Below are 14,358 nucleotides of genomic sequence, written 5' to 3' on the forward strand. Positions count from 1 at the left end.
ATTGTTACGAAAATGCCGTGGCAGAAAGGGTAAATGGTATTCTAAAAGACGAATTTTATCTTGACCAGACCTTTGATAGCCTGCAACACGCTAAAAGAGCAACAAAAAATGCAATTAATTTATACAATGAAATTAGGTTACATTTATCTTTAGAATATAAAACACCGAATATGGTATATAAATTAACAGCGTAAATTCAATTTTAACCTGTAGCCATATTTCAGGACAAGACAATATCGATGAAAGTATAATTTTTAAGTATTTTAGCCAGAGGGTAATAAGATAATCGTGGACATATAAAAATAAAGTCTTTATATCAATTTCTCATCTGAATTCGAACTAATATCGAACTAATGCCTCATCACACTCTAGCTAAAATACTATAAAAATTAATGTTACAGAGCAAAACGACTACATTCAACAATAAAACAGTTATTTTCTCGTAACCCTTTTATACGCATAAAAAATGCTCAAATAAAAATCTTAATATGAGAAAACTAAGCCTGGTTATAGCTGTATTGTTTATAGTATCATGTAATGAATTACAACAAGTAGTAAACCAACTACCACAGTCTACTACTATTGGAAATGAAGAAATTGCAAATGGTTTAAAAGCTGCGTTAGACAGAGGAATAACCAAACAAGTGAGCAAACTTACCCAAACAGATGGTTTTTATAAAAATGACTTGGTTAAAATTCTACTACCAGAAGAATTGCAAAAAGTGGACAAAACTTTAAGGGATATAGGTCTTACCAGCTTAGCAGACGAAGGTCTCAAAGTCCTTAACCGTGCAGCAGAAGATGCGGTATCAGAAGCTACACCAATATTTGTGGGTGCAATAAAGGATATGACATTCAATGATGCAAAGACGATTTTACTTGGTGATGATAAAGCAGCAACAACCTTTTTAAGTAATAAAACTACTACTACATTATATCAAAAATTTAACCCAGTTATTAAATCCTCATTTACTAAAGTTGGTGCCGACAAAGTGTGGAGTTCCCTTATAAATCGCTATAATGCAATTCCTTTAACTAAAAACGTCAACCCAGATCTTACAGATTATGTGACCACGGAAGCATTAGATGGAGTATTTACCATGATCGCTGTGGAAGAAAAAGAGATTAGAACAAAGATTTCCTCCAGAAACACTGAATTACTGCGTAAAGTCTTTGCATTACAGGATTAAGAATATTATTTCATAATCCTCACAATAATTCAAAGTTATTGACGTTAAAATTTTAAGAATCAGATTCTTAAAAGTAAACAACATACATTTTCAAATTTTTGAGTTAGTATTTTTTGAGTTAGTTAGTTAAAAACCGATGGGAGCATCGGTTTTTCCTTTTATATATAACAACTACTATTCTTTCCTAAATAAATAATTTTCAATGCATCAACACAGTATGTGTCTAAGGTAAACTATTATCGGGAGTTACTATTTTAATACTTTTTTAAGGTTATAGTCCTTTTTTATGATTAATTTAAGACATAGCTAATTCATCAATCAATTCAACATGCAAAACTTAAGGATCTTAATCACATTCTTACTTTTTACCTCCCATTGTTTTTCAAGCAATACAAAACCCTCCATTATTGGGATTGTTAAGAAGCCACAAAAAGAACTACTGTCGGACATAGATAAGGCCAATTATTTATTCGAAGAGCATAAGTATCCTGAAGCAATAGAAACCTATCAAAAGGCACTGAACAATCCTTCCATTAGAACTGCCCCTATATTCAAAAAGATTGCACAAAGCTACTCAGCTATGGACAATGTAGATGAAAGTGTTACGTATTTGGAAGAATATCTTACTACTGATTTTAATACCGATGTTTTAAACGATTCTTGGTTTGACAACATTAGAGATTCCGAGCAGTTTTTCCAAATTTCAGAAAAATATGAGCCAAAATTCAGTATCTGGTCCTTCATGTACCTCTATGTGGCACTAATAGGATTCTACACCGGTACCATATTACACTTTAATTCGAAAGTCGAAAAAATTGCCAAAATTTTAATCAGTAGTTTTATTTTTATCCACTCCTTTTTCATCCTTCATATTTGCTTAAATATCACTAACTACCAATACCAGTTTCCACATTCCTATTTAATGTCTACATGTTTTTCATTTTTATACGGACCCTTACTCTACTTTTATTTTAAACGAATTACAGAAAATTATCAATTTAAAAAAACAGACCTTTTACACCTAATTCCAACTATTCTCTTTTTACTATATGCATTCCCTATTTATTCTCTTTCCGCAGAAGATAAATTAGCATTGATGTTAGGTAGAACCAACGAAGGTTTAAATCCAGGAGATTCTGCGGACCTAATTATCTTAGTAATACTGAAACTGATATCCCTTATTGTATATGGTTTCTTCATCAGAAAGCTTTATCTCGATTCTAAAATCAAAAATCAAGAAAGTACAGGCGATAATAGAATCTGGAAGCGTAATATTTATCTGATACATATTGCCTATGTCATTTGCTATGCTGGTTACGGTATTTTAATAAGTAACAATGTTATGTCTGGTTTTCTGTACCACTCCCAAGTTATCTGTATGGCTTTAATGGTAATGTACATAGGGTACTGTGCAAATGTTCAACCTAGTGTTTTTAATGGTGATTTTAAGTTGAACAAACTATTGTTTAAATATGAAAAATCTGGTTTAACCCCTAGTTTGTCAAATGAATTAAAAGAAAATCTAATCGCCCTATTTGATAATGAAAGAATTTATAAAGAAAATGACATCAATCTAGAAAAGCTGGCAACTAAATTAAACACTACTCGCCATAATGCTTCACAAGTAATTAATGAGCATTTTAATATGAATTTTCACGAGTTGGTAAATACATACAGAATAAATGAGGCCAAACAAATATTTGACAATGACCATCAAAGAAATTTAAACATCATTGATATTGCCTATGAAGTTGGTTATAACAATAAAGTAACATTTAACAAGGCATTTAAAAAAGACACCCAACTAACTCCAAGTGAGTATCAAAAATTGTACTTGCAATCCCAGGTGTAAAGACTACGTAATTAATTATCGGCTACGTAAACGTTTATAAGTATTTCCCATAAAAACAAAAAGAGCTATTTATTTTATAGTCTACCCATTAAGTATAAAGCAGCTCTGAGCAACTACTTCAAAGAGGAAATTTTTTCTGCTATTAGGAGTTTTGTTTGAATTAGTCATCAAACCTTTTCAGGGCTGCGATTTACTTGAAGAAGATAATCCTACCAATTTTAAATAATCGTTAAAGTCACATTAAGTTAAATTTCAACAAAAATGTATTTAGATTTTTATAATACCGTAAAAAATAAATAAAATAGTTAACGATTTACAAATTTAACTAGATCGCTTAAAATTGTTATAAAAGGTAAAACAAGCGTAAACTTTCATCGGTAACGTAAACGTTTATAAGTGTTTCCCACTTTTCAACAAAGTCCCTTTTACTTTGGCTTGAATGACTAATGCAAAACAGCTCGGAAACAATTATCAATTAAAACAGTTCCAATACACTTTTCAAAAAAAAAGTACTTCACTCACGTGATAACCTAACTGTTTAAAACTCCATTTTGCACTTAAGTTATTCATAACTAACTCATTTAAATTTTAACGTATGAAAAAAAAATGTATTTGGTTGTTTATGCTTTTTCTAACTGGGATGACTTGGGCATATACACAACAAAAAACGGTAACAGGTAATGTTACGGATGAGGGTGGCGTACCGTTGCCAGGTGTTAACATACTTGTTAAAAATACGACAACAGGTATCCAAACAGATTTTGATGGAAACTACAGCATCCAAGTAGCAAGCGGACAGGTTTTGGTTTTTTCCTATATTGGACAGCGTACAGAAGAACGTGTTGTAGGTCAAGAAAACACTATCAATGTCACCATGGTGGAAGATGCACAATCACTACAAGAGGTCGTGGTAACGGCACAAGGTATTGTAAGGGAAAAACGTTCTTTAGGATATTCTGTAACCACAGTAGAATCCGAAAAAGTGGAAGCTAGACCAGAAGCGGATATCGGCAGGGTACTAAGCGGTAAAGTTGCCGGTGTAAATATTACTTCAAACAATGGTCTTTCAGGATCTGGTACAAATATTATTATTAGGGGCTACTCTTCCGCAACACAATCAAACCAACCTCTATTTATTGTTGATGGCATACCATTTGACTCTGGCACCAATACACAATCCAACTTTTTAGATGGTAACACAGAATCTAGTAGGTTTTTGGATATTGACCCAAATACCATAGAAAGTGTAAGTGTTTTAAAAGGATTGAGTGCAACGGTATTATATGGTAACCGAGGTAGGAACGGTGTTATTTTAATTACAACAAAGAATACCTCGTCAGGTGAAACACAGAACAAGAATGAGGTAAGTATTACTCAATCTGTATTTGCTTCCAAGGCTATATTACCAGATTATCAAAACAATTATGGTGGTGGTTTTCACCAAGGGTTTGGATTTTTCTTTAGTAATTGGGGACCTAGATTTGATAGGACAGACGATGATGGCATTGCAAATGCAGGCCAATTCCTAGATAATAATGGAGGTAACTTTGCCATTCTTAGACATCCATTAAATTATATAGCAGATCAAACATTAGTTGCAGGCAATGAAGACCTATTGGATGATGCCTATTTGTATAAACCCTACAATGGTGTAGAAGACTTCTTTAAGACTGGGTTTGTATCCAGTACCTCAGTTAACATTAGAGGTGGTTCAGAAAAAATAAATTTTAATGCAAACTATGGTCGTACTCATGATGTTGGCGTTACACCAGGAAATACCTTGTTAAGAAACAATTTCAGTATTGGTGGTAATGCCCAATTAAGTAATAAGTTGGTAGCATCCGGTGTATTCAACTTTATCAGAACCGGTTATAAATCACCTCCAAATGCCGTAAGTACGGGAAGCGGGGCCGCTTTCCAAGGTTCTGCTGTTTTTGGAGATGTTCTTTATACACCAAGAAGCGTAGATTTAACCAACTTGCCATTCCAAGCAGCAGATGGTAGAAGTGTATACTACAGATCTGGTAATGATATACAGAATCCATATTGGACCATTGCCAATTCTAAAACCTCACAAAATACCGATCGTTTTCTTGGTAACATTACGTTAAGCTATGGTATAAATGATTGGCTTGACTTGTCCTATAAAATGGGCTTGGATACCTATACAGAGTTTAATTCCTATGGTCAAAACAAAGGAGGCGTAGATGGTCCAACACTGGGTATATTAAGAACTTTGGCCGTAAGAAACTCCATATGGAACCACGACTTTGTACTTAGTGCCAATAAAGAGATAACAGAAAATTTAAATATACAGGCCACACTTGGTGCAAATAGCAGAAGGGATGTTTATTCACAAGATGGTCTTGAAAGTACCGGACAATTAGTGTTTGGTGTTTTGGAACATTATAATTTCACCACCCCATCATCTATTAACTCATTCTCCTCAACCAATATCAATCAAGATTTTGAGGAAAATTTAGTAGGTATATATTTGGATGCAACATTCTCCTACAAAGATTATCTGTATTTAAATGTTGTAGGTAGGAATGATTGGTCATCAACTCTAGAAACAGAAAACAATTCCTTGTTCTATCCTGGAGCAAGTGTTTCTTTTGTACCGACAGAAGCTATTGAAGGACTTCAAGGAGATGGACTCAATTATTTAAAGCTACGTTTAGGATACGGGTCATCAGCAGGTTTTCCAACACCATTCAACACTAGAGATGTGCTTACCCTAGGTGCTAGAAATCTAATTGACATAAATGGAAACGTGATTTCTGGCAATACGGTTTCCAATACACTAGGTAACAGAGATCTAAGACCAGAGCGGGTTGAAGAGTTTGAAATTGGGGCAGATATGAGGTTATTCAATCGCCTAAACTTTAATATTAGTTTATATGATAAGGTTACAACAGATCTTATTACCAATAGAACTTTGGATAGCTCTACCGGGTTCCTTAGTACTTTTGTAAATATTGGAGAAATACAGTCGCAAGGTGTGGAGATCGACTATGATTTAGACATATTAAGACGTGGAGGTGACAAATTTGGATTCAATATAGCAGGAAATTTCACGGCCAATGAAACTATTGTTACCGATCTTGCAGAAGGAACCAATAATATTTTATTGACGCAGGCCATTGCTGGTGAAGCGGCAAATTATGCGGTAGAAGGAAGGCCTTTTGGTGTGTTTTTAGGAACCACTTTTTTAAAGGATGATAATGGTAACAGAATCGTTGGTGGTAATGGTCTATATCTGGTTGACAATAACATTTCTGAAATTGGTGATCCAAATCCAGATTGGACAACAGCACTGATACCTACATTTACATACAAAGGTTTTACCCTGTCGGCCAATTTGCAATACAGACATGGAGGTGATATTTATTCAGTTACCTCAGCAGCTCTTATTGGTCGTGGTACAGTAGATGCGGACACTCCAATAAACAGAGAGTCCAACTACGTGCTGCCCGGTGTTCAGCAAGATGGCACACCAAACAATATAGCGATAAGTTCTACAGAATTTGGTTTTAACACCTTTTTTGGTGGAGACATTAATGAGTTAAGTGTATTTGATGGAACTACCATTAGGGTTCAAGAAGCATCACTTGGATATTCTTTACCAAAAGAATTACTGAAAAAAACACCATTTGGTAGCTTGTCCTTCACATTATCGGGTTCTAACCTTTGGTTTAAGGCTGTTAATTTTCCAGACAACATAAACTATGATACCAACTCATCCAGTACAGGAGTAGGCAACGGACAAGGAATTGACTTTATCACTGGTCCGTCTACAAGAAGGTATGGATTTACAGTAAGGGCATCATTTTAATTTATAAGACTATTAAACAAAATATTATGAAAAAAATAATAGAAAAATCAGGAACAATGCTCATCTGCCTTTTGGTAGCCTTGCTGGTTGGCTGTGATACAACAGAACTTGCAGTTGTTCCGAGTCCAAATGCCCTGAATCCAGAGCAGGCAAGTGTAGATTTCTTTTTAAATCAAATACAACAACAAGTAGCAGAAATCCATTCTGGTGAGGAAGACCGAAACGAAAATGGACTAAGCCAGTTTGGAATGCAACCTGTGCGTATGTTAAACGGGGGCGGTCCAACATATAGAGAACTTAATGACCCTACAGATTTTGACCGAGTATGGGATAATGTATATGCAAGGGCATTAATAGACATTAGAACCATGAACCCCTTGGCAGAAGGAGCTGGCCAATACACCCATATTGCTATTGGTCAAATACTTGAAGCCTATATCATGATGTCCATGGTAGATTTTTTTGGTGACGTTCCTTATTCTGAAGCTGTGAAAGGTGGTGAGGGTATCTTAAACCCTATTGTTGATTCTGGTGCCTCTATTTATCTGGCATTGGACCAATTACTTATGGACGCCATTACTAATCTAAATAAAGATGAACTTACATTACCAACAAATGACCTGTACTATAACGGTGATGAAAGCAAATGGAAAAAAGCAGCAAATACCATGCGTTTAAAGTTGTATTTGCAAACAAGATTGGCAAATGAGGAAGGTTTTGGCCCATCAACGTCCACTTCCGTAATCAATAGCTTAATTTCTTCAAATCAGCTTATATTGGATTCATCCGAGGACTTTCAATTTCAATGGGCAACAAGCAATGCTGCCCCAGATAGCAGACACCCTTATTTTACAGCCAACTTTGACGGTCAAGGGCCTAGTTCAGACTTCTACCTATGCAATTACTACATGAACCTATTGGCAAACCAATATGGTGATGCCGATCCAAGGATCAGATATTATTTTTATAGACAAGTGGGTGACTTTTCTGGTGCTGATGTTGTTACCAAAGAGTGCTTCACTGAAGTTTCTACACCTTCTTGGTGGGCATCAAATGAGCCTTATTGCGTAGTACCCAATATTAACGGATTTGATGGCCTTTGGGGAAGAAACCATTTGGATAACGATGGTATACCACCAGATCAGCAATTCAGGACTTTATTTGGAGTATACCCTGTAGGAGGTCCTTTTGATGATAATTCTTTCAGAAATGTTTCCGGGTCTGCTGCAGTTAATGAAGGATTGGCCGGTGCTGGTATTTCACCAATGTTAATGTCATCCTACACCTATTTTATGCTGGCAGAAGCATCTTTGACCTTGGGAACAACTGGGGATGCCAGAACCTACATGGAAAATGGCATTAGACAATCCATCTCAAAAGTTATTTCATTTGGTTCTAGCCTTGCTACCAATTCTGGTGTGGTACCTACTCAAACCGAAATAGATGACCACATCTTAGACATATTGAATGCTTATGATGCCGGTAATGAAACAGACAAACTTAGAATCATTGTAGAGCAATATTTTATAGCACTTTGGGGCAATGGTATAGAGGCATATAATACCTACAGAAGAACAGGGCAACCAGACAACCTTACACCAGGTTTCTTTTTAGCAGATTCAGGAACATTTCTAAGATCTAATTGGTATTCACAAACGGCAGCCGACAACAATACCAATTTAACTCAAAAATCGGCTCCGGACACACCGGTTTTCTGGGATACCAATTCAGAAGGTTTTGTAGACTGATTTAATAACTCAAAAAAGTAAACGATGAAAAAAATAATAAAACCAATTATTGGCTTAATGCTCTTAAGCGTGGCATTGATAAGTTGTGAAGAAAAGGAGAAAAACCCTTTAAGCCTTTTAGATCCAGAAAATTCAAAATCACCCTATGTTCGTATTGTGGTTGATGAAAATATTGTTGCAGCCGGTGATATTGCCAACAGTAGTTTTAGTGGGGAAGTAAATGCCCTAGACGGTAACGTTCAGTCGTGGGAATTAAGTGTAAGCAGAGAATCTGGTGGTGTTGCCAGTGATACTATTCCACTGACAACCATTACTAGTTTTCCAAGCACCATATCCATTCCGTATACGGATATTGCAAGTAGCTTAGGTATTTCCATAGATGATATTTCAGGGGGCGATTTTATACGTTTTCTTGGTAAATCTACTGGGACGGATGGTGCTGTTTTTACTTTTGAAAACTTTACAGGAAGTATTACTGGTCAGCAAGAGCAAAGACAAGCTTACAATTTTATTGTATTGATTAAATGTTCACCAATTGGTGATACCCCAATTGCAGGAACTTGGACAATTGATATGGATGATCTGTATGGCGATGGCTGGGATGGTGCATTTGTGACATTTGAAATTGATGGGGTTTCAACCAATTACACTTTTAGTGCAGGTTCGGAGGCCAGTTTCACCGTAAATGTCCCAGAAAACGCAGGTAGTCTGGTTATTTCATATACTAGTGGCGCCTTTGAAGAAGAGCATGTATATACTATAACAACACCTAATGGTGAGGTTAGAGGGCCATTTGGACCAAACCCCTCCCCTTGCATTAATTAGTATTGATATTTCCCTATAACAAAAGACCATCTTATTTATTCATCAATCAAATAGGGTGGTTTTTTAACCTCTATCTAAGATCAAAGTGAATACCAAAAATAAATTATTGCATAAACCGAAATAAGTCTATAACAAACCAAAGGCAATACTACTAAAATGACAACTTAATGGTGTCTTTTTAGTAAAGGTTAGGTAAAAATGCATCGGAAAGGGAAATGTTTATAGGTCTTACCCGTTATATATGTAAAATACATTTATTTAGACCTTGTAATCTAACTATAAATTTAAATCAGCCCTGGGCATCCTTAAATAAAGAACTTCTGTTTTATTTTTTAGAGTGGTTATTTGAATTAGCTATCAATACCCTCAGGGCTGTATTTATTTTCTAAAGCATATAAACCATCACGCATGAACATTATAATTCTGATCTATAATTGATTGATCACTTTCACCCGCTTTTTCCTTTTTAAAACTTTCCATACCTACCAAATAACCAATTACCATTCTATTAAATAATTTTGGTTCCTCAACATTAACTACATGTCCACAATTTTTGATGATAAAAAGATTTGTATCTATTTGTCTTGATGTTAATTTTCTAATGGTGGGTAAAAATAAATAATCTTCCTCCCCCATAACATACAATGTAGGTATACTGTTGTCTGAAAATCTAAACAAATGTAATAAAGGATTTATCTCAGTAGTTAATGTAAACCATCTTAAAAACTCTTCTTGATAAAGTTTTTTGGCCTCACGAACAAATAAACTTCTTGATTCCTTATGGTTCTTATTAGGCATAATTACAAAGGCAAAAAACTTATATAACCATAAATAAGGCAAAATGGACTTAAACATATTTCCCAATTTCATTAACATTTGGGAACGAAAATCCAGTTTCATTATGGCACCCCCCATAATCAAACTATCCACCCTATCTGGATAATTTTCTGCGAGGTTTCTTATTAAAATAGTGCCCAAGGATATACCCACAAAATGAGAACTTGAAATTTTTTCATGATTTACTACTTCAATAATATCATCGGTAATTGCATCAAATGTGTACTTCTCATCTAAAACACTAGTCATTTTAGGTTTAGATTCACCATGACCCCTTAAATCCAATAACAATATATTGTAGACCTTTTTAAACTCCCTGATCTGTTTGTACCATATTGATGAACTCCCACCAGCCCCATGGACAAATGTTACCCACGTATGGGAAGTTTTGTGTTTGTATGTAATATAGTGTAACAATGTTTACCTCAGCACCTTTTTTATAGGACAATTGCACAATGTAGATAAACTTTTTTAAATGATAATGTTTTACTTCTTAAAACTAGTAATTAATGGTTATCATCATTAATTACTCATGGGTTTTGTTAAAAAAAAGACAAATTACCTGAATATTAGTCCTAGAACGTATGAATCAGCGTCCAAAAATTTAATTGGCACGTATATTTGTTAGAACAAAAAAGTATTATGGAAAAGCAATATTGTAAAGTAGGAACAGTAACGCCAATTGCAGCAAAAGCAGACGCTATTACTATGTTAGAATATCAATACCAGAATTTTTTGGACAAAGCATCGAATATGCAATATTCCAACACAAAATTGGGTGAATTTTTTGAGCAGAAAGCAATAAAAATAAAAAAGTCTCTGGAAAACTTAATCTAGGGATTTCTTATATTTCTGAAGTTCTTCCTTCATTTGCAATTGAAGTTCTTCTGCCTTGTTTTTAGAGGCCTCAGCAAAATCTTCTCTATTTGACGCATAGATAATACCCCTAGATGAATTTACCAACAAGCCCACTTGATTATTCATTCCATAGTTACAAACCTCTTTTAGGCTACCTCCTTGAGCGCCAACTCCTGGAACTAACAAAAAGCTATCTGGCGCTATTTCCCTGATATCTTTAAGATATTCCGCTTTAGTGGCCCCAACAACGTACATTAAATTTTCTGAGCCTAGATAGTGTTGGGAAGTTTTAATTACCTGTTTATATAATTCAAGGCCATCAATACTTTTGGTTTGAAAATCAAAAGCACCTTCATTTGAAGTCAATGCCAATAAAATAGTATGTTTATTTTCAAAAGCTAGAAAAGGCTCAACTGAATCTTTGCCCATATAAGGGGCAATGGTAATAGAATCAAAATTCAAATCCTCAAAAAATGCCTTGGCATATCGCGTTGAAGTATTTCCAATATCACCACGCTTAGCATCGGCAATAGTAAAAATATCAGGATAATTTTCATTAATATAATTAACCGTCTTTTGTAACGCCATCCAACCTTTTACACCATAAGCTTCATAAAACGCAACATTAGGTTTATATGCTACACAAAACTTCTGGGTGGCATCAATTATAGATTTATTGAATTCAAAAATCGGATCTTCCAATTCCAATAAGTGCTTTGGTATCTTATCTAAATCAGTATCCAATCCAACACATAGAAAGGATTGTTTTTTATGTATTTGAGTAACTAAATATTGGGTGGTCATAGGTTAAATAAATGCTAATACAATCTTTTAACAGCTGCTGTCTTCTTAATAGGCAAATAGCGAAAAAAAAAACACCATTTAAATATGGTAATTTTATATTTAGAATATTTCAGATGCTTCTTTAAGTTTTTCTGTGTTTTCAACTAAACTTAATTCATCTATAATCCTTTGAATATCACCATCAATGATGTTGGACAAGTCATATAAAGTTAAACCAATCCTATGGTCCGTTACCCTACCTTGTGGATAGTTATAGGTCCTAATTTTAGCCGATCTGTCTCCACTACTTACTTGTGAATTTCTTTTAGCCGCATCCTCCTCCTGTTTCTTGGCCAATTCCATATCGTACAATCTTGACCGCAATACACGAAAAGCTTTATCCTTGTTTTTATGTTGTGATTTTTGGTCTTGACATTGAGCTACCAAACCAGTTGGGATATGAGTTAACCGAACCGCTGAATATGTTGTATTTACAGACTGCCCACCAGGTCCTGAAGAACAGAAAAAATCTATACGCACATCCTTTGGGTCTATTTGCACATCAAAATCTTCAGCTTCCGGAAGTACCATAACGGTAGCGGCACTGGTATGCACTCTACCTTGGGTCTCGGTTTGTGGGACACGCTGCACCCTATGCACACCAGCTTCAAACTTTAACGTACCATAGACATCAACACCAGAAACTTCAAACTGAATTTCCTTATAACCACCACTTGTTCCTTCACTCAAATCAATAACATTGGTTTTCCAACCTTTGCTTTCACAATATTTGGTATACATTCTAAAGAGATCACCCGCAAATATACTGGCCTCATCACCACCAGTTCCAGCACGAATTTCCATAACTACATCTTTGGCATCCTCTGGATCTTTTGGAATCAACATAAGTTTAATTTCCTCCTCTAACGCGGGCAGCTTAGATTTTGCTTCTTCCAACTGCATTTTTGCCATATCCAACATCTCCATATCACTACCATCAGCAATAATTTCCTCGGCCTCGGCTATATTATTGGTATATTCCAAATACTCATCCCGCTTTCCAACCAAAGCTTTTAGGTCGCTATACTCCTTGGTCAACTGCACATAACGCTTTTGATCAGCTATAATATCTGGCTGGATAATAAGGTCTGAAACCTCATCAAAACGTTGTTTTACAATATTTAACTTATCTATCATTTGCTTACTTCACTTGTGCTGCGAATTTACGATAAATTTACACATTAAGTAGCGCGAAGTGTTGCTAACACTTTACTAAAAACATAAAGATCTTGAATTTAAAATACGTCTTAGAATTAACCTTTGAAAATTAAATTTAGGGCTCTTGATCTAAGATAATCCCACTACTTTTATAAATAGTTTCATTTTCCTTGATTATGGCCTCTGTACCACCAAGCTGATTCACCAGTGATAAGCCCGCATCTTTACCCATTACGAGAATTGCAGTTGCCAGCGCATCACAAAGTTCGGCACTTTTGGCAAAAACGGTTACTTGTACCTCCCCAGAAGTTGGTATTCCGGTAAACGGGTTTATAATATTTGAATATTTCTTTCCATTAAAAAGAATATATTTTTTTGAGCTTCCTGCTATAGCCACAGAGGACTCTAATATTGGTAACCAAGACACTACTTTTTTCTGATTAGATGGGTTCGCAATTCCAATCAACCATTTTTCACCTGTAGCTTTGGTTCCCCAAGTGGTAATATCACCAGATGCATTAATTACACCAGCAACAACCTTTTTAGATACTAACAATTCCTTTGCCCTATCTGCAGCATAACCTTTGCCAATAGCACCAAAAGAAATTTTCATACCTGGTTTTTTCAAAAAAACAGTCTTTTCCGAATTATCTAGAATTATACTTTGGTGACCTATTTTACCGATACCATTTTCTATTTCTTGTTTTGAAGGAATATCCGTCATTGAACCATCAAACTTCCATACTTTATCCATCGAAGCAAAAGTAATATCAAAAGCACCATTGGTAATTTCAGAAATTTGTTTAGATCTATCTATGAGTTTGAATAGTTCTATGCTAACTTTTACTGGTTTAATCCCTGCATTTTGATTTATCAACGATGTTTCTGATTCTGGGTCCCAGGAAGAAATTAATTTTTCTATTCTTCTAATTTCTCCAACGGCTTCTTGAATATTAATATAAGCCAACTCCTCATTTACAGATACTACTGTAAAATCAAAACGCTCTCCCATTAAGGTTAACGATTTCTTTACGGTCACATATTTCTTATCCTGACCATACACCATCAACATTAACAAAGAGAATATGATTGATAAATATACCCGCATCTTAATTTAAATTAGGATATATAGATTAAGGTAAAACAAGCGTATACATAAAAAATAACACCATACCGATTAGAATAAACCACTATTTGGGTGAGTACAGGGAG

11 protein-coding genes are annotated in these 14,358 nt (G+C 35.0%); 7 read left to right on the top strand and 4 right to left on the bottom strand.

Annotated elements, in window-relative coordinates; translation table 11 throughout:
* The 6 genes from ACOCEA_RS00005 to ACOCEA_RS00030 form a co-directional block, all read left to right on the top strand.
* Positions 1–194, top strand: a 194-nt coding sequence (locus ACOCEA_RS00005) for an integrase core domain-containing protein (RefSeq protein ID WP_420754142.1), incomplete at its 5' end; no start/stop codon positions are given.
* 294 nt (positions 195–488) lie between these two features.
* Positions 489–1,190: a DUF4197 domain-containing protein gene (locus tag ACOCEA_RS00010; RefSeq protein WP_420754143.1), complete on the top strand. Its 702-nt coding sequence runs from the start codon at positions 489–491 to the stop codon at positions 1,188–1,190.
* Between the two features lie 328 nt (positions 1,191–1,518).
* Entirely contained in the window at positions 1,519–3,042 is a 1,524-nt protein-coding gene (locus ACOCEA_RS00015; RefSeq protein ID WP_420754144.1) for a helix-turn-helix domain-containing protein, read from the top strand.
* A gap of 595 nt (positions 3,043–3,637) precedes the next feature.
* On the top strand, positions 3,638–6,877 hold the full coding sequence (locus tag ACOCEA_RS00020; RefSeq protein WP_420754145.1) for a SusC/RagA family TonB-linked outer membrane protein: 3,240 nt from the start codon (positions 3,638–3,640) through the stop codon (positions 6,875–6,877).
* A 26-nt stretch (positions 6,878–6,903) separates the two neighbouring features.
* Positions 6,904–8,625, top strand: coding sequence for a SusD/RagB family nutrient-binding outer membrane lipoprotein (locus ACOCEA_RS00025; RefSeq protein WP_420754146.1), 1,722 nt, complete (start codon positions 6,904–6,906; stop codon positions 8,623–8,625).
* 24 nt (positions 8,626–8,649) lie between these two features.
* Positions 8,650–9,450, top strand: coding sequence for a hypothetical protein (locus ACOCEA_RS00030; protein WP_420754147.1), 801 nt, complete (start codon positions 8,650–8,652; stop codon positions 9,448–9,450).
* Positions 9,451–9,852: 402 nt separating this feature from the next.
* Here ACOCEA_RS00030 and ACOCEA_RS00035 read toward each other — a convergent pair whose 3' ends face one another.
* The gene (locus tag ACOCEA_RS00035) at positions 9,853–10,704 is read right to left on the bottom strand and encodes an alpha/beta fold hydrolase (protein WP_420754148.1); all 852 of its coding nucleotides are present in this window, start codon (positions 10,702–10,704) and stop codon (positions 9,853–9,855) included.
* A 225-nt stretch (positions 10,705–10,929) separates the two neighbouring features.
* Here ACOCEA_RS00035 and ACOCEA_RS00040 point away from each other — a divergent pair, with 225 nt between their 5' ends.
* A complete protein-coding gene (locus ACOCEA_RS00040; protein ID WP_420754149.1) occupies positions 10,930–11,124 on the top strand; it encodes a hypothetical protein in 195 nt (64 codons plus the stop codon).
* Here the strand turns inward: ACOCEA_RS00040 and pyrF are convergent.
* The 3 genes from pyrF to ACOCEA_RS00055 all read right to left on the bottom strand — a co-directional run bounded on the left by pyrF (position 11,116) and on the right by ACOCEA_RS00055 (position 14,254).
* The gene (gene pyrF, locus ACOCEA_RS00045; RefSeq protein ID WP_420754150.1) at positions 11,116–11,949 is read right to left on the bottom strand and encodes an orotidine-5'-phosphate decarboxylase; all 834 of its coding nucleotides are present in this window, start codon (positions 11,947–11,949) and stop codon (positions 11,116–11,118) included. The two genes, ACOCEA_RS00040 and pyrF, sit on opposite strands and share 9 nt — an antisense overlap.
* 99 nt (positions 11,950–12,048) lie before the next feature.
* Positions 12,049–13,125, bottom strand: coding sequence for a peptide chain release factor 1 (prfA, locus tag ACOCEA_RS00050; protein WP_420754151.1), 1,077 nt, complete (start codon positions 13,123–13,125; stop codon positions 12,049–12,051).
* Positions 13,126–13,261: 136 nt separating this feature from the next.
* Positions 13,262–14,254 carry an FAD:protein FMN transferase gene (locus ACOCEA_RS00055; protein WP_420754152.1) on the bottom strand — a complete coding sequence of 331 codons (993 nt, stop codon included), beginning with the start codon at positions 14,252–14,254 and terminating at the stop codon, positions 13,262–13,264.
* Positions 14,255–14,358: the final 104 nt, after the last annotated feature.

The organism is Maribacter luteocoastalis, from assembly GCF_048890225.1.
GTDB classification, from domain to species: domain Bacteria; phylum Bacteroidota; class Bacteroidia; order Flavobacteriales; family Flavobacteriaceae; genus Maribacter; species Maribacter luteocoastalis.

What these genes read in the sequence shown, in the direction of transcription:
- ACOCEA_RS00030 (WP_420754147.1), top strand. Translation starts at nt 8,650, where the DNA reads ATGAAAAAAATAATAAAACCAATTATTGGCTTAATGCTCTTAAGCGTG.
- ACOCEA_RS00055 (WP_420754152.1), bottom strand. Translation starts at nt 14,254, where the DNA reads ATGCGGGTATATTTATCAATCATATTCTCTTTGTTAATGTTGATGGTG.
- ACOCEA_RS00025 (WP_420754146.1), top strand. Translation starts at nt 6,904, where the DNA reads ATGAAAAAAATAATAGAAAAATCAGGAACAATGCTCATCTGCCTTTTG.
- ACOCEA_RS00040 (WP_420754149.1), top strand. Translation starts at nt 10,930, where the DNA reads ATGGAAAAGCAATATTGTAAAGTAGGAACAGTAACGCCAATTGCAGCA.
- ACOCEA_RS00015 (WP_420754144.1), top strand. Translation starts at nt 1,519, where the DNA reads ATGCAAAACTTAAGGATCTTAATCACATTCTTACTTTTTACCTCCCAT.
- ACOCEA_RS00020 (WP_420754145.1), top strand. Translation starts at nt 3,638, where the DNA reads ATGAAAAAAAAATGTATTTGGTTGTTTATGCTTTTTCTAACTGGGATG.
- pyrF (WP_420754150.1), bottom strand. Translation starts at nt 11,949, where the DNA reads ATGACCACCCAATATTTAGTTACTCAAATACATAAAAAACAATCCTTT.
- prfA (WP_420754151.1), bottom strand. Translation starts at nt 13,125, where the DNA reads ATGATAGATAAGTTAAATATTGTAAAACAACGTTTTGATGAGGTTTCA.
- ACOCEA_RS00010 (WP_420754143.1), top strand. Translation starts at nt 489, where the DNA reads ATGAGAAAACTAAGCCTGGTTATAGCTGTATTGTTTATAGTATCATGT.